Annotated in this window: 13 protein-coding genes; 6 read left to right on the plus strand and 7 right to left on the minus strand. The window is 51.0% G+C overall.

Annotated elements, in window-relative coordinates:
* Nucleotides 1-63: 63 nt before the first annotated feature.
* The 4 genes from ACN0YR_RS00550 to ACN0YR_RS00565 all read right to left on the minus strand — a co-directional run bounded on the left by ACN0YR_RS00550 (nucleotide 64) and on the right by ACN0YR_RS00565 (nucleotide 6,251).
* Nucleotides 64-1,404, minus strand: coding sequence for an amidohydrolase (locus ACN0YR_RS00550; RefSeq protein ID WP_417847251.1), 1,341 nt, complete (start codon nucleotides 1,402-1,404; stop codon nucleotides 64-66).
* Between the two features lie 349 nt (nucleotides 1,405-1,753).
* A complete protein-coding gene (locus ACN0YR_RS00555) occupies nucleotides 1,754-2,695 on the minus strand; it encodes a histone deacetylase (protein WP_417847252.1) in 942 nt (313 codons plus the stop codon).
* A 47-nt stretch (nucleotides 2,696-2,742) separates the two neighbouring features.
* Nucleotides 2,743-5,547, minus strand: coding sequence for a GNAT family N-acetyltransferase (locus tag ACN0YR_RS00560; RefSeq protein WP_417847253.1), 2,805 nt, complete (start codon nucleotides 5,545-5,547; stop codon nucleotides 2,743-2,745).
* A 479-nt stretch (nucleotides 5,548-6,026) separates the two neighbouring features.
* The gene (locus ACN0YR_RS00565; RefSeq protein ID WP_417847254.1) at nucleotides 6,027-6,251 is read right to left on the minus strand and encodes a hypothetical protein; all 225 of its coding nucleotides are present in this window, start codon (nucleotides 6,249-6,251) and stop codon (nucleotides 6,027-6,029) included.
* Nucleotides 6,252-6,591: 340 nt separating this feature from the next.
* Here ACN0YR_RS00565 and ACN0YR_RS00570 point away from each other — a divergent pair, with 340 nt between their 5' ends.
* From ACN0YR_RS00570 to ACN0YR_RS00585, 4 genes are all read left to right on the plus strand, one after another.
* Complete coding sequence (locus tag ACN0YR_RS00570) at nucleotides 6,592-6,921, plus strand: ArsR/SmtB family transcription factor (RefSeq protein WP_417847255.1); 330 nt, start codon at nucleotides 6,592-6,594, stop codon at nucleotides 6,919-6,921.
* Between the two features lie 65 nt (nucleotides 6,922-6,986).
* A complete protein-coding gene (gene arsD, locus ACN0YR_RS00575) occupies nucleotides 6,987-7,361 on the plus strand; it encodes an arsenite efflux transporter metallochaperone ArsD (protein ID WP_417847256.1) in 375 nt (124 codons plus the stop codon).
* A gap of 9 nt (nucleotides 7,362-7,370) precedes the next feature.
* Nucleotides 7,371-9,143 carry an arsenical pump-driving ATPase gene (arsA, locus tag ACN0YR_RS00580; RefSeq protein ID WP_417847257.1) on the plus strand — a complete coding sequence of 591 codons (1,773 nt, stop codon included), beginning with the start codon at nucleotides 7,371-7,373 and terminating at the stop codon, nucleotides 9,141-9,143.
* Nucleotides 9,144-9,223: 80 nt separating this feature from the next.
* On the plus strand, nucleotides 9,224-9,664 hold the full coding sequence (locus ACN0YR_RS00585) for an arsenate reductase ArsC (protein WP_417847258.1): 441 nt from the start codon (nucleotides 9,224-9,226) through the stop codon (nucleotides 9,662-9,664).
* A gap of 100 nt (nucleotides 9,665-9,764) precedes the next feature.
* On the opposite strand, the gene murG is transcribed toward ACN0YR_RS00585, so the two are convergent.
* A complete protein-coding gene (gene murG, locus ACN0YR_RS00590; protein WP_417847259.1) occupies nucleotides 9,765-10,904 on the minus strand; it encodes an undecaprenyldiphospho-muramoylpentapeptide beta-N-acetylglucosaminyltransferase in 1,140 nt (379 codons plus the stop codon).
* The gene (locus ACN0YR_RS00595; protein ID WP_417847260.1) at nucleotides 10,870-12,048 is read right to left on the minus strand and encodes an FtsW/RodA/SpoVE family cell cycle protein; all 1,179 of its coding nucleotides are present in this window, start codon (nucleotides 12,046-12,048) and stop codon (nucleotides 10,870-10,872) included. The genes murG and ACN0YR_RS00595 overlap by 35 nt, the downstream gene beginning before the upstream one ends.
* A 336-nt stretch (nucleotides 12,049-12,384) precedes the next feature.
* Between ACN0YR_RS00595 and ACN0YR_RS00600 the strand changes: the two genes are divergently transcribed.
* Nucleotides 12,385-13,257 carry a thioredoxin domain-containing protein gene (locus tag ACN0YR_RS00600; protein ID WP_417847261.1) on the plus strand — a complete coding sequence of 291 codons (873 nt, stop codon included), beginning with the start codon at nucleotides 12,385-12,387 and terminating at the stop codon, nucleotides 13,255-13,257.
* Nucleotides 13,258-13,345: 88 nt separating this feature from the next.
* On the opposite strand, the gene ACN0YR_RS00605 is transcribed toward ACN0YR_RS00600, so the two are convergent.
* A complete protein-coding gene (locus ACN0YR_RS00605) occupies nucleotides 13,346-14,896 on the minus strand; it encodes an AAA family ATPase (RefSeq protein WP_417847262.1) in 1,551 nt (516 codons plus the stop codon).
* A 696-nt stretch (nucleotides 14,897-15,592) separates the two neighbouring features.
* On the opposite strand from ACN0YR_RS00605, the gene ACN0YR_RS00610 reads away from it, so the two are divergent.
* Nucleotides 15,593-16,300: an RNA polymerase sigma factor gene (locus ACN0YR_RS00610; RefSeq protein ID WP_417847263.1), complete on the plus strand. Its 708-nt coding sequence runs from the start codon at nucleotides 15,593-15,595 to the stop codon at nucleotides 16,298-16,300.
* Nucleotide 16,301 lies beyond the last annotated feature (1 nt).

Below are 16,301 nucleotides of genomic sequence, written 5' to 3' on the forward strand. Positions count from 1 at the left end.
AATTCTCTTTTTCACCGGCAGAGCAAGCAGGAGTTGGATTCCTCTGGTCCAAAATTAAGGGACTCACTTTGTTCCGTCATACAGTTCTGTTCGGAAGACAGATGTTTGACGTTCCAGGTATTCTGCTTTCGACATGGCAGGACTGTTTTTGCTTAGGATTCCTTTTGCCTTAGCGGCATCGTTGCTGAGCAGGTCGACGGCCATCATGGCGAGCGTTTTTGCGGGAGCGATGTATCCACGTTCATGATCGGCGATGCACCAGTCAATCTGGTGATGCGCTCCTGCGGCGCCGGTCATCATTGGATGCAAAACTGGCATGATTTGACTGAGATCACCAGCATCGGTTGACCCACCACTGTGGGGATAGTCGCGATAGTTCTCTTCACCCAAGACGGCTCCCGCGGTGTCTCGGAAGATCTCCGCGAGTTCTGGATCGTTACGGAGTGGCAGATTTCCGGGGACGGTTTCAATTTCAACCTTGCATCCCATCGCCATCGCAGCGCCACGCAATGCACGATCAACTTTATGAGAAGCGTCGAGAATTGCATCTGGCGTCTTCGCGCGAACATATGTTTCCATGCAAACTTCCGCAGGAATAATGTTCACGAGATCGCCACCTTTTGTGATGATGGGATGAATGCGGACGCAATCCTGATCACGAAATGTTTCTCGCTGCGCATTGATTGCACTCAAGGCAAGCTGTGCCGCGTAAAGGGCGTTCACTCCACGTTCGGGAAAGATTCCAGCATGAGATGCTTTGCCTAGAAAACGAATATTTTTGGCGAGGAAACCATTCGAAGACGGGGCTATCCCCATGCTGCCTTCGCTGACCTCGGGACTTGTTGAATGGATCATGACCGCCATGTCGATCTCGTCAAAGTGACCAAGTTTGATGAGCTCCTGCTTGCCGGTCAGAAAGGTGTTTTTCCCTTCCTTAACGAGTCCGACCCGGTAATTGATCTCAACATACTCTTCTGCTGGCACAGCGAAGAAAACGATATTTCCTGCAAGGTGTTCAGCAATCCCGGTCTCTGTGAGCGCCATAGCGGCCCCCATCAATCCTGCGATTTGTGCATTATGTCCACATGCGTGGGCTGCACCGGAAGTCGGGTCCGCTCGTGGGTGGTCGGGGACTTGTAATGCGTCTAACTCTCCCATGAGAGCGATTGTTGGCCCCTCTTTCGCCCCTCGCAACACAGCTTTGACTCCCGTGATCGCGAGACCGTCTTCGAATGAGAGACCGACTTGATCGAAAGTCTGTTTCACTCGCTCGGCGGTTTGTGTTTCCTTGAATCCTAACTCTGGCGTATCCATGATCGATTCGCCAATGTTGATGATGTCATCTCGCCGCCGGTCGATAGCTGTGCAAATTTCGGATTTCCAAGTCGTCGACTCTGTCATCATTTTTTAAGTCCTGATGGATATGCTTTCGGAAAACAATCTCATGTTTCGTGAACCGGTAGAGTACGATGGAGGATACGAGAATTTGAGCCATGAACACAATTCACCGATCTTCCTCATCTTCTCAACCAGAGCCGTTTGCTCTCCCGTGTGCCCGTGAAAAATGCGTTTCATCAATAAAGCTGCTGTTCGCGACGAAGCAGAACTTGTACACCAATTCGAAGGATGCTCCAGGTGAAGTGCCCGAATGTTTGAATCTGGGAGATGAGTCTCCTGATTGAGTAACGACATCCTGATTCGATTGGACTTCCTCTTTCAGCATGCTGTCAAAACGGGCGTCAGAGACAGAGTGTCAGGGCGTGCGATCGAGGAGTGTTCTCAAGTGCAGCTCGACGCATTCGGCGAGAACGGGGACGTTGTACCCCCCTTCAAGAACGCTGACCAGGCGGCCATCGCAGTATTCATTGGCGACGTCCTGCACCATCTTCGTGAGCGGTGCATAGTCCTCGGTTTCCAGTCCCAGCGAGCCGACTGGGTCAGCGTGGTGGGCGTCAAACCCTGCACTCAGCAGGACCAGTTCCGGACGACAGCGGGAAGCTGCATGGCCCAGAAGTGTGCTGAACCTTTCGAAGTACTCTTTACGACTCACTCCAAACTCAAGTGGCAGATTGAAGGTTGTTCCAAGTCCATCACCTTCTCCCGTTTCATTTGCAGCACCTGTACCGGGAAAGAATGGTGAACGGTGAACGGAGACATAGTAGACGTCATGGTCACGGTAAAAGAGATGTTGCGTCCCGTTGCCATGATGGACATCCCAGTCCACAATTAGAATGCGATTCAGTAAGTGATGTTCTCGAGCATGCATGGCTCCGATGGCGATATTGTTAAACAGGCAGAATCCCATCGCCATCGTTGGCAGTGCGTGATGTCCCGGAGGGCGCACCAAGCAGACTGCCTGTCGTCCAACATCTTTCATAACGGCATCGACCGCCTCAATGACAGTCCCCACTGCGGAACGCGCCGTGTCAAATGACTGTTGACTCACGAACGTGTCGTTCTCGAGCCATCCGCCCCCTGCCTCTGCATATTTTCTCAACTCGTTTATGTAGCCTGAATGATGTGCAAGCTGGAGTTGCTCCTCAGTCGCAAGAATGATCGGCGGTCTTTCGAATCGCTGAATCAAATCCGCCGATTGAAGATGTGCGCGAAGATATCGCAATCTCTCTGGGCATTCTGGATGTGACTCGCTGCCGTGGTTCAGGAAACAGTCATCCATGTAGAGAAGTGATGGCACTGAAACTCAACTTTATAAAAGGGACTTGAGACGTGATATTGGACAGACTACTCGACAACAGAATTCCCTGAGACATCTTCTTCGCTGGAAGTACTCTCCGCAGGCAGCAAAGTACGTTGCAGAGAAACAATGCCGTCTGATCGCTCGGTGATCTCGAACCCTGCTTTTTTAAACGTCGCCAGCATTTTGCGATTGTCCCAATCTGTTTCCGCTTCGATTTGCTTTAATCCCCAGGATCGTCCAATTTCAACACAGTAGTTTGTTAGCTGAGAGCCTAAACCCTGTCCCTGCCACTGATCGGCGACCAGTACTGCGTATTCAGCTTTGTCATGGTCTGAATCAGCGACCAGGCGACCGATGCCAATAATTTTTCGCACACCAAGTTCTTCGATCTCAGCGACAATAGCCATCTCACGATCGTAGTCGATAAAACAAAATCGCGAAGCGATGCTGTGCGATGGCTTTCGAACGAGTAACCGAAAGCGTGAATGAATCGATTCATCCGAGCAGGCGGCAGCCATCGCCTGCCACATCGGTTCATCTTCCGGGCGGATTGGACGAAGCTGAATCGAGCGACCATCTTTGAGTTGTGCTGCCCGGACATACTGCTCGGGGTATGGGCGGATAGCCAGATGATTGTAAGGGCGAAGTGGGCGACTTGCCGCATCATCATCAATGACCGCTCGTGCATCGAGGGCCATAATTCCGTTTTGAGTCGCTACCAGGGGATTGATATCAAACTCTTTGATCTCAGGTGATTCAGCGACGAGGTAAGAGAATCGAATTATGGTTTGTATCAGCTGATTCATGTCGACGCCTGGGCGACCACGGTAGCCTTGCAACAGTGGCCACGACTTCAGTGACTCCAGCATCCGCCAGGTGAGTCTTTCGTTCAGCGGTGGGAGTTCGAGAGCGCGGTCACCAAAGCATTCAGCTGCTATCCCGCCGGTCCCGACCATAATCACAGATCCGAAAGTCGGGTCTTGTTTGGTTCCGAGAATCAATTCGACTCCGTGGCCCCGTTTGAACATTGGCTGAACCGTGACACCTGCAACCTCAGCGTCCGGTGCAAGCCGTTTCGCATTTGCAAGGATTTCGGCATATCCTCGTCTCACATCGTCGTCATGGAGGAGATTCAGCATGACGCCTCCAACGTCGGTTTTGTGGGTAATATCGTGAGAAAAGATCTTCAGTACAACCGGGTATCCGACTTCATTGGCATGTCGGACAGCTTGTCTTGGTGAACTCGCAATCAGAGTTCGCGTCGTCGGGATCCCATATCGCTTCAAAATCGACTTTGAGTCGGCTTCTGACAAAACCCGTTGTCCCTGTTTCGACCGACGACGAAGGAAACGCGAAATCAGGTTGGTGAGAGGAGGTTTCCAGTCCTCACCGAGTCGGCTGATCGAAGAGGTTTTCAAATCATTCAAGTTATGAGATCGAGCCGGAAGAATGATCGGCATCTCCTGCGGGGTTTCGTACAGCAACTTGCGATTTCGACCATAAGCCACCAAGTGCATAAACGCTCGAACTGCGTGTTCCGGTCTCGGGTAAGTTGCGACGCCGCCAGCATTAAGAATTCGATCTCCCTCTTCGACCATCGCTCCCCCCATCCAGACTGCAAGCACTGGCTTGCGAGAACCTTTGACGACTGTGACGACTGCTTTCGCAATTGCAGTCGGATCTGTCATCGCCTGCGGGGTCAGCACAACAAGTACCGCATCGACTTGTTCATCATTCAGAATCGGGCGTAGTGTCTCAGTGAAGCGATCAGCTGTGGCATCACCAAGAATGTCGACGGGATTTTCCTTCGACCAGTACACCGGCAGGTGAGAATCGAGTTTGCGGATGACGTCATCGGAGAGTTTCGCCAGGACGCCGTCGCGCGCGATCAACGCATCAGTTGCGATGACACCAGGTCCTCCGGCGTTGGTCACGATTGCCAGCCGTGGTCCTCGTGGGGGATCGTAGCGGGCAAGTAGCTCGGCAGTGTCGAATAATTCGTCAATTTCGAAGGCACGTTCGATTCCCGCTCGTTTAAAAGCGGCATCGTAGACATCGTCTGCACCAGCCATGGCTCCGGTGTGAGATGTGGCAGCTTTCGCAGACTCTGTAAAGCGTCCGGATTTGAATGCGACGATGGGGTTCGTTCGGGTGAAAGCTCGCGCGGCAGACATGAAGGACCTCGCTTCCGTAATAGACTCGACATAGAGAACTATCGATTTCGTATGCAGGTCGTTAGCAAAATAATCAATCAGGTCAGCAACGCCGACATCGACCATGTTGCCGATGGAGACAAAGTGCGAGAATCCAATGCCTTCTTTTTCCGCCCAGTCCAGGATCGACGTACATAACGCACCGGATTGAGAAATTAACGCAACACTTCCGGGGCGAGGCATCGACGCTGCGAAACTGGCATTCAATTTCCGATGCGGTGCGATGACGCCAAGGCAATTCGGCCCAATGATTCGAAGGTCATATTCTGACTTCGCTTTGCGAATTTGATCTTCCAGCGCTCTGCCTGCCTCGCCCACTTCTTTAAATCCCGCAGACAGAATGATCATCCCTCCGACACCGGCACGACCACACTGGTGGACCAGATCCAGCACTGTCGCCGCTGGCGTACAAACAATTACGAGATCAGGGACATGCGGCAACGCGGCAATATTCGGATAGGCGTGAACTCCCTGAACTGCCTCGCGTTTATTATTCACTGGATAGACAACGCCATCGTAGCCTGTCCCAATCAGATTCTGCAAAACGCTGTAACCAACACTCGATCGTTTATCACTGGCTCCGATGACGGCAATTCGCTTGGGGGAAAAGATCTTGTCGAGAAAGTGAACAGGCATGAAGTGAGTCCAAAGCTGTTTGGTGAGTACGTCGCTTCCAAAGTCTCGGAAAGTGAAATTTTATTTCCGTTTTCATTCGTATGGCGAATGATATGCCGTTCTTAAACTGCCTGGAGTGTGCTGAATCGCACACCGATTGCCAGCTCATAAATGCACAAGGGAAATGCACAAGGGAAATGCACAAGGGAAATGCACAAGGGGAATGCACAAGGGGAATGCACAAGGGGAATGCACAAGGGGAATGCACAAGGGGAATGCACAAGGGGAATGCACAAGGGGAATGCACAAGTATGAGCACTCCGCCAGAATCGAGTGTGCAACAAGCGTCCGGAGCATGCTTCAACCAAAAGCGAGCAACACGAACTCGTACCGTCCACAATCCTCGTTCATCCAAAGGGGATTTTGCGAACCATCCCAGTTTACAGTTCCCTCTGATTATCGCGAGTGTTGGCACAATAACCTTGATGCAGAGAAGACGTTCAAATCTGGTGAGCACGCTCTTTGAAACCACGCACTTCGTGACCGAGCGTTAATCCGCTGCGGTCTCCAATGGCTCCTTTGATGGTGTGTACATCAGAAGTGCACACCAACGCCCGAGTAGTCTTCACGACAGCGTCGTTGGGCCCCGGTTCAGGGATTGGCTTGTCCACGAACTCGGTCTGTCCGATTCCCTGCATCACAAATGCCTGCATGACACCAACCATTTCTGTTTCATCTTCTCGATGGGGTTGAGCACTCTCGCTGAATTAACAATGAGGCTTTTCGTCGTGGAGCAAGACTGTCTGAGGTGTGACAATTTCCTGCGTGACCACTCTCTGCCTGTGCCCAGTCGACGCGCGATCAATCGCAATTCGATGGCATCGGCATTAAAAGCAAACGATGCGCCACCTTGACGCCGCTTGCAGCTGAAGAGTCGATTCTTCGGTGAGACAAGTCTCTGCATCGCTGAGATGGAAGAAAAATTTCGCCACTTTTATTGACTCATCAAAAAGTAGCGGTTACTATTCATCGTAGATCGACGATGGATAGGTTTGAGAGGCTTAAATGTCCACAGGCAAGCAACGTCAACAAAAGTGTGATTCGCGACCGGTGAAGTTACCTGTCGACGAAAGCGCTGACGTTTTAGCGAAATTGGCTTGGGCGGTGGCGCATCCGGCACGCGTACGAATCATTCGATTGTTGATCAACCGGGAAGCATGTGTCTGTGGCGAAATTGTTGCAGAACTGCCACTTGCTCAGTCGACAGTCTCTCAGCATCTGAAAATCCTGAAGGACTCGGGGCTCATCCAGGGTGAGATTGACGGCCCCAAGGTCTGCTACTTCATCAATCGAGAGATGCTCGCAGAATTGAAACAGTTAATCTCGGACCTGTGATTTTTTTTAACGAATCCTATCGTAATTCGACGATAGACGATAGGTGCAAAAAAGGAAGAAAGACAATGAGTAAAATTCAAATCTATGATCCTGCAATGTGTTGTTCGACTGGTGTCTGTGGTCCTCAGGTTGACCCAGCGTTACCCAGATTCGCCAGCGACCTGGAATGGTTGAAGTCGAAAGGTCATGAAGTCGAGCGGTTCAATCTGGGACAGCAACCCGCAGAATACGCCAACAATCCAATCGTTCAGCAGATGTTGCAAACAGAAGGGGTTGACTGCTTGCCGCTGGTGCTGGTGGATGGTCAAGTTGTGAGTCGCAGCGAGTACCCGGCACGAGAGAATCTCGCATTATGGACAGCAACGCAATTGAATGCTTCCACTTTGCCTGTGGTTTTAGATATGGCTGGAGACTGCTGCGGCAGCTCTGGCTGCTGTTGAGGTACTGTCATGAAGCACCTCAAACATCCGACTCGCATCCTTTTCTTCACCGGTAAAGGTGGCGTTGGCAAAACGACGATGGCTTGCGCGACCGCAGTGCAACTCGCAGATCAAGGGAAACGGGTGCTGCTCGTTTCCACTGATCCGGCGTCCAACCTGCACGATGTGCTGGCGACCCAGATCGGGAATGAGCCAACGCCGATTGACAGCGTTCCCGGTCTTTTCGCGATGAATATTGATCCGGCTGAATCGGCCCGAGCCTATCGCGAACGTATGATCGGTCCGTATCGCGGAGTACTGCCTGAGGCTGCTGTCGCCAGTATGGAAGAGCAGCTCTCTGGCTCCTGTACACTGGAGATTGCTGCGTTTGATGAGTTCTCCCGTCTTCTCGGAGATGAAGCGTCGACGACTGATTTTGATCACGTCATCTTTGATACTGCACCGACAGGTCACACATTGCGTTTGCTAACGCTTCCGTCTGCCTGGTCCGGTTTCATGGAGACGAATACTACGGGAACGTCTTGCTTGGGACCTCTCGCGGGTCTACAGGATCAGCAGAAATTGTATCAACAGTCGGTTGCTACTCTCTCGGATGAGAAAAGCACGACACTGGTATTGGTGACGCGGCCCGATGCCTCGGCGTTGAAAGAAGCTGCTCGCACCAGTCGCGATCTCCGTCAACTGGGTGTTGATAATCAGCAGCTGATCGTGAATGGTCTGTTCGTAGCCACCGATAAAAGTGATCCATTGGCACTGACAATGGAAACACGTTTTGCGAGGGTTTTAAATGACATGCCCGACGAACTCGCAGATTTGCCACGCAGCGATGTCCCTTTGACAGCGGGAAATGTGCTCGGTATTGAATTGCTACGAATGATTGGCTCTGACCAGACGGCAGTCACGTCCACAATTGAAGAGTCGCAAGCAGTCGATTCGACGCTCCCCGGTCTCGAATCATTACTGGATGACTTGGAAGCTCCGGGACATGGTGTCATTCTTTCTATGGGCAAAGGTGGTGTTGGCAAGACGACAGTGGCAGCGAGTATTGCAGTCGCCCTGGCAGATAGAGGCCACGAAGTGCATCTCTCGACAACTGATCCGGCTGCCCATGTCATGGCGACACTGGCAGCTGAGTCGATGCCACATCTGACTGTCAGCAGAATTGATCCGGTGCAGGAGACTGCGGACTACACCGCTGAGGTGATGCAAACTGCAGGAGCCGGTCTGGATGATGCTGGGCGTGCCTTACTCGAAGAAGACCTGCGCTCTCCCTGCACGGAAGAGATTGCAGTGTTCCGAGCCTTTGCCCAAGCTGTTGCGGAAGGAACGGATCGGTTTGTGGTCCTCGACACTGCCCCGACCGGACACACAATTCTGCTGCTCGATTCAGCTCTGGCTTATCACCGTGAAGTGAGTCGGCAGTCGATGGAGATGTCGGAATCAGTGCAGAATCTCTTGCCTCGATTACGGGACCCGGAGTTCACGCGCGTTCTGGTTGTGACCCTTCCTGAGGCGACTCCTGTCCACGAAGCGACTCAGTTGCAAACAGATCTGCGGCGTGCTGAGATCGAACCGTTCGCCTGGATTATTAACCAAAGCCTTACGCCGCTTGCAGTGACGGATCCTGTCTTAAAGCAGAGACGGGCTGGCGAATGGCCGTTCATCAGTGAAGTGCGAGACGTTCAGTCACAGCGACTTGCAGTGATTCCGATGCTCACGGAACCTCCAGTTGGAATCGACCTCCTGAGGGACATGACCTCTTCGCTGATTTCCGAGAGCTGATTCAATTCGAGCCTATTTAAAACTGCAATTCGCAATATTTCAATTCGCAAAATACGATAACACCTATCAGGAGTTCACTGATGTCGAAAACTCAAGTTCTTTTTCTCTGTACTGGAAACTCCTGCCGCAGCCAGATGGCTGAAGGCTGGGCCAGGCATTTGCATGGAGACAAAATCGACGCTTACTCAGCCGGGATCGAAGCCCACGGCATGAACCCGAATGCTGTGAAAGTGATGGCGGAAGCCGGCGTCGACATTACAGGCCAATCTTCAAAGCTGGCAAGTTCACTGGAAGACATTCCACTCGATGTGGTCATTACCGTCTGCGGCCACGCCGATGAAAACTGCCCAGGATTTCTAGGAAAAGCCCGGGTTGTTCACGTCGGATTTGATGATCCTCCTAAACTGGCAAAAGAGGCAGCAAGCGAAGAAGAAGCACTCGACCACTACCGACGTGTCCGAGACGAGATTCGTGAGTTCGTCACCAATGACTTGCTCAAAACAACCGCGTCGGAATCTTGATCAATGATTGCTCCGCATCAAATAATGCCCTCGATTTGATTCTTCAAACCGAGGGCATTTTGTTTTATGTGGTGTTAACGGAGGCGGTGTGAAGAGGGGCTCATCTTTGGCAGAGTTGGATTTGATCGATGATCTGCTGGACGACTGAATCAGCGGCATCAGGTTTCCCGAGCTGGTGCATCTGTTGGCTCATCGACTTTTGCAATTCTGACGAGGAGATGATGTTGCTCAGTTCGGTTTTGAGCTGAGTTGCAAAAATTTCGGCATTGGTGTTTTGGTGGACAATGATGGCTGCTTTGTTTTTGGCGTAATGCTGTGCATTCTTTTCTTGATGATTGCGCGCAGAATTTGGATAGGGAATCAGCAACGCGGGTTTCCCTAAGACTGCCAATTCAGCCAAGGTCGTCGCTCCTGCTCTGCTGATCACCAAGGTCGATTGGTTGAGAACCTCTTCAATGTTTGTGAAAAACTGGGAGACCACCGCCGAGATCGAGGCGGCGTTGTAGGCTCGTTCAATATTCTCGTTCTCAGTCGATCCGGTTTGATGAAAGATCGTCCAGCCTTTGAAGAGTTCCGGAGATTGCTCAACAAGCGATTGCATTGCAGCGTTGATTGCGACTGCTCCCTGACTCCCCCCTAATACTGTGAGTGTGCGTGGAGAAGTGGGGGTGCGGCACTCTGAAAATTCCCGGATTGATTTCCGAACGGGATTCCCCGTTTCGACGCAGGCACGTTTTGAGGAAAAATATTGCGAAGTTTCCGGAAAACTTGTGCAGATTCGATTTGAGAACCGAGAGAGAAAAACGTTAGCACTTCCGGGGATGGTGTTTTGCTCCATCAGAAGGATCGGTCGCGAGAGGCTTTTGGCTGCCAGGATGCCCGGGATGCTTCCGTATCCTCCGAGGCCGATGACGATCGTGGGGGCAAACTCTTTGATGACTTTGCGGGCTTGTCGAAAGGCGGAAAGTAAAACTCTCGATTCCCGAATGGGATGTCGTTTCAGCTTGCCGAGCGGGGAAGAGGGGATGTGAACTGTTTCAAGTTGGATCTTCTGGTTGGCGAGCAGACTCGTTTCGATTTGCTTCCCCGTTGTTGTGAAGAGAAATCGGCATTCAATCCCGAATCGCTCAGTCAATTCTTCACAGACAGCCAGGGCAGGGAAGAGATGACCTCCGCTTCCGCCTCCACAAAAAAGAAACGAAAATTCAGGCAGCTGAAGTGGCAGAGAATTCGTGTTCAAGGTTCTTTTCTTTGTGATGTTGCTCTTCCGGAGCGACAGAGGCTTTCGTGTCGCGATTTTTTGTCAAGCTCACAATGAGTCCGAGAGCTGAGACCGTTGTTACCAGATTGCTCCCGCCATAACTAATCAATGGATGTGAAATTCCTTTAGGTGGGACCATTGCGGTCACTACTGCCACATTCAAGGCAGCCTGAAGCACGAGTTGCGTGAGGAGTGTTGTGGCAGCGACTGAGGCAAAACCGGTTTGAGATGACTGTCGAATCAAGCTGAGACCACTTAGATAAAGTCCTGCCCATAATGCAATGATACCCAGAGTTCCGATCAGTCCAAGTTCTTCTCCGATCACAGCGAAGATGAAGTCGGTGTTCGCTTCTGGTAAGAAACTCAGTTTTTGCCAGCCTTTCCCCAATCCCGTTCCCTGTAGTCCGCCCACGCCGAGTGTCGTCAATGATTGCCGAACTTGATAAGGGGCTTCCTCGGGGGATGTCCAAGTTTGTATGAACCCACGAATTCGCGCGAGTTGGTAAGGCTTGAGAGCAATGGCGCTCAAGGCCAGTGGAGCCAATGCGACTGCAGACATAAAGAAGTAACGAAGTGGAAAGCGACTGAAAAACAGTGCCAGCGCAGATGTGATCAACAAAAACAATGTCGTTCCCAAGTCTGGCTCAATGAGAACCAAACTTAGTGGCAACCCGATCATCGCAAGAAGTTGAAAGTAGGGGAACAGACCTGTTTCGCGTGATTCTCCGGTGCGAAAAAATCGCATTCGGCAGACCATCAGAGGAAGCGTAATCTTGGCAATTTCTGAGGGTTGTATTGAAATCGAACCGATTCTGATCCACCGTTGCGCTCCGTTCACTTTGTGCCCCAGACCCGGAATCAGGACAGCGATCAGCAAAGCAACGCTTGCAAGATAGAGGATTGGTGAAAGTCGATACCAGAAATGTGCCGGAATTTGAGACGCAATCCCGCCGCACAGCAGTGCGACTCCCAGGAAGATGACATGCTTTGAAAGGTAGAGCTGTTCAACATTCGCGCCCTGAGTTGACATGCTCGCGCTGTAGACCATGAGCGTTCCAATCGCCAGCAGCATGCCAGCGAAGGCGAGGAAGAGATTCGAAGAGAGGTCCTCTGAGTCCAGCATCGGCGTTGAGTCAAAGACTAACTGGCGTCACCGCAACGTGTTGAGGTGACACCGCGAAACGTTGTTGGCGGTTTCTTAACTTCTTTGTTTTATCGTCATTCAAAACGGGTGACTCCCTCCAGCTCGACTTCTGTTCGTTCATCCGCATAAGTGGTCCAACTTCACTTATCGGCTTAAGTCGAAATCCCCGTTCAAAAAGCATCAGTGATCACTAGATCCGAGAATTCTGCCCGATCTCTACCGGCGAGTCTGACCGATATCAACTTTTGAGAACGCTTTGAGCCTTGTGAGTCGGCACTCTTCTTGGCTGACAAAACTCTAGTAGATGAGGTCATCATGAAGACGCTGCTTTTCTCTTGTCTTGCTGTCCTGACGCTCAATTCCTGTTACCAATCGACAGCTGAAGCCCAAAGTGTGTGGTATACCGATTTCGACGAGGCGCAAAAGGTTGCCCAATCGACGAATCGGCCAATACTCATTCACTTCCATGCCCATTGGTGTAATCCATGCAAGCAAATGGAGAGCCAGGTCTTCCCGTCGAGACAAGTTCAGCAGCAGCTTCAACATTCTGTCGTCGCTGTGAAAATTAATTCTGAACACAACCCTAAACTGACATCCCGTTTTGGGGTAACCAGCTTGCCAACGGATCTGTTTATTGAGCCGTCTGGAAAAGAGATTATGCAATCAGTCGGATATCGTGGTGTCAACGATTACATCCAACTGGTCATGCGTGCTCGCACACGCTACACGGATATTCTTGCACTCCGAAATGCTGCTCCGGCAATGAATCCGAATGAGTCGTTGTCTCAGAAAGACCAGCCGGTCAAGCCAGCCTCAGTTTCCGGTTTAATGCTTGAAGGTTATTGCCCGGTGACATTGTGGAAGTCTCGCCGCTGGGAGAAGGGAAGCCAGCAGTTTGAGGCTCAGTACAAGGGGCAGCAATATCGATTTGTCAGCGCTGAAGCACTGAAGCGTTTCAAAGAATCCCCCGGCCGATATGTGCCTCAGTTCCTGGGGTGCGATCCTGTCGTTGTCTGGGAGACAGATCGTGCCGTCGCAGGTGATATTGGCTTCGGCGCATTCTATGACGAACGACTTTACCTGTTCACATCGAATGAGAACCGCCAGCGGTTCAAGTCGGCCCCGGACAATTTCATCAAGACGCAGGTGGTACTGCATGTCGATCAAATCGAAAGCGTTGTTCGATAATTCCCGTCGGTCTTCCTGAAATGCCAGCGAGTAGCTTCAAAGTCTTGGAAGAGCGTAATCTCACAGAGACCTTCGTGCTCTCAAAGGCCTACATGATCGAGAAGTAGTTTTCGACTGCCTGATCAATGGCGCTTTTGGTGATCTCGTGTGGGAGATTGTGGAGAGTACAGCGGTTTTCGACCTGTCTGAGTAAATCGCGAGGATGACAGAAACGGAAGGGGCGATTGGCTCCGACATAGTGATGCTGGATGAGATAGTCCACCGTTTCATGCGAACACTCGAAACGGGCTTTCTTGGCCATCTTGATGAAGAGATTCCGGAACTCGATCTCCGATGCATCTTTGACTTCAATCTTGTAGGGAATCCGGCGCAAAAATGCGTCGTCGACAAGATCTCGCGGTTCCAGGTTACTGGAGAAGATGATCAACTGGTCAAACGGAACCTGAATTGTTCGACCACTTTCCATATGAAGAAAGTCGATCCGTTGTTCTAGTGGCACAATCCATCTGTTAAGCAGTTCGTCGGTGCTCATGCGTTGTCGACCGAAATCGTCAATCAAGAGCGTTCCACAGTTTGACTTCAGTTGCAGTGGAGCCTCACCAACACCCGTTTTACGAATGTAAGTGATCTCCAGATCCTCCATTGTCAATTCTCCACCAGAGACAATGGTTGGCCGTTCGATTTGGACCCAGCGACCGTCGACTTCCTGTTCGTAGTCACCTTCGGCCTTAATGGGACGATGGCGGTTGGGATCATATAGTCGAATGATTTCGCCCGAAGCCACAATTGACCGTGGAATCCAGATTGTATCACCGAAGGATTTGGTGACACGTTCTGCCATGCTTGTCTTGCCGTTTCCTGGAGCACCGTAGAGGAACATTCCACGGCCTGAATGAATCGCTTGCCCGATGTTCGAAATCATTCGGTCGCTGATGTCGAGATCGGCAAAGGCTCTGCGGATGGCTTTCAGAGTAGGCTTGCGACCTGCCAGCGATTGCGCGTTGACGCTTTCAATATATTGATCAAGTGGAACCGGTGCGGTTCCAAAATAAGTTGACTGAACTGCAAGTGTGCGTGCGCGATCACGTCCCAAGTCCGTCAATTCATAGAGATAGTCTCCGCCAGCAATGGAGTTTTTGTAAGCGGCAAGTCGCTCAATTTTGAGTTGACGTAAAATCCCTTCCACGAGTGGGAACTTCAGCCCGATTTGCAAGGCGGTTTTGTACCCGGTCTCTACTCCACGATTATAGAGGTACTTCAAGATCAGATTCATCACTTCGCTGAGGCTCAGCCCAGCATCGCTCAATGAATCGGGACTCGGCGGGATGAACACACCATTGTTCATGCTCAAACGGCGGATCGAAGTTTCTCCAGTCAGTTTGGCAACTGCGTCCGAGACTTTAGGGAGGCGACGAGCTTCTTCGATCTTCTCTGCATGAGTTTTCTCTTTTGCGACCGTTTCCTTGGAGTCTTCGCTCGGAGCAGGATTTTCGTCAGTGTTTTCAGTAGAGGCCGATGGGGATTCCTGAGCCTCCTCCGATGTCATCGGTGACGCAGATTTCGGTTCAACTTCCATATCTTCTCCGTTTCCCAGACTCATGAGAAGATTGTCGATATCGGTCAATGTCCCAGGTTGCATCCGCGTCCTCGCTTACAGCTGGTCAAAATGAATAGGTCTCTTCCCTTAGTTTGGGATGCATTGAGCAGCCGAGCGAAATCCTCTGACATTGGATGAAGAATGATTCGAGGAAATCGGACTCGAAGGCAGGTCATGACGGTTGTAGGAGTTGCCCGAGAGGTGAAATTCTCATCAGTCAGCGGAATCGTGACTGAAGATTTCTCCAGTTCCTCGCTGATTCAATAAAAAACAGTTTCAAGACTGCGCCGTTTCTCACTGCGAGCCAGATTTGCGAATGCGATTTCGAACGATGTTGAATGACAAATTCAAGCTTCTTGATGCGTCGAGGCTTGTGAGTTTACAATTTCGCAAGGTAGTGGAAGAGGCTCTCTAATCCCATTGGGAGCAGTTATGACTACCGCTGAATTCTTTGAGGAGGGGCACGATTAGCGCGGTTCAGGCAACCGAATGGAATGAGATTGCAGACCGACCGGAACTAATCCGAAAACGCTGGAATCGTCACTTTTCTCTACATGTAAGCGAGCAATTTCAAGTTTCAGGATCAGCTCTAAATATGTTCGTGTAGAACATATTTCATGAGAGGAAATACTGTACACCACAAGTCGGAAAACGGTATCATTTCCGAAGATGCTATAGAGCAAATCCAATTGGTCTTTACGTTCTGCCTCGTGGCGGGCAGTCTATGAAGTCATGAAAATGGACTTCACGGGCACGACAAGCATTGAAGATGCTCTAGCGGAACGTGAGAAGCAGTTCATGCATAACGACTACGAGTCTGACAGCGAGATTCATTCCAGGATTCATCATCTGATCAATTCTGCCCGTGCCGGAGACATTGCAGCCCGAGATGAGTTGCTTGAATCCTGTCGCAATTATGTGAGCGTCATAGCTCGCACGAATGTGGAAACATGGATGCGGGCCAAGGTTGATGCGTCTGATCTCGTTCAACAAACGATGCTGGAAGCATACGAAGGCTTTCAGAATTTTGATGGGGTTTCTGAAGCGGAATGGCTCGGTTGGCTGCGACAGATTCTGGCTCACAACACGCAGGACTTCATACGCAAGTTTCGCACTGAAAAACGAAATGTAAAAAAAGAAATTCGGTTGAATCCACAGTTCCCGAATGGATCTGCCCCCGGCGTCGACCTCTCTGCTCATTTGCAAACACCGTCGCAATTGATGATTCAAAACGAAAGAGAATTCGAACTCGCCAATGCAATTGCAGAACTCACCGCGGACTATCAAGAAGTGATACAGTTAAGAAATCTGCAACGATTACCATTCGATGAAGTGGCTGAACGAATGGGACGTTCACGCGGGGCGGTCCAAATGCTATGGGGGCGAGCGCTGAAGCAGTTACAAGAAATCCTCTCTCAAAACCACGACGTTTCTGAATCTGAATGAA

The sequence above is a fragment of the Thalassoglobus sp. genome, assembly GCF_048270125.1.
Classification (GTDB): domain Bacteria; phylum Planctomycetota; class Planctomycetia; order Planctomycetales; family Planctomycetaceae; genus Thalassoglobus.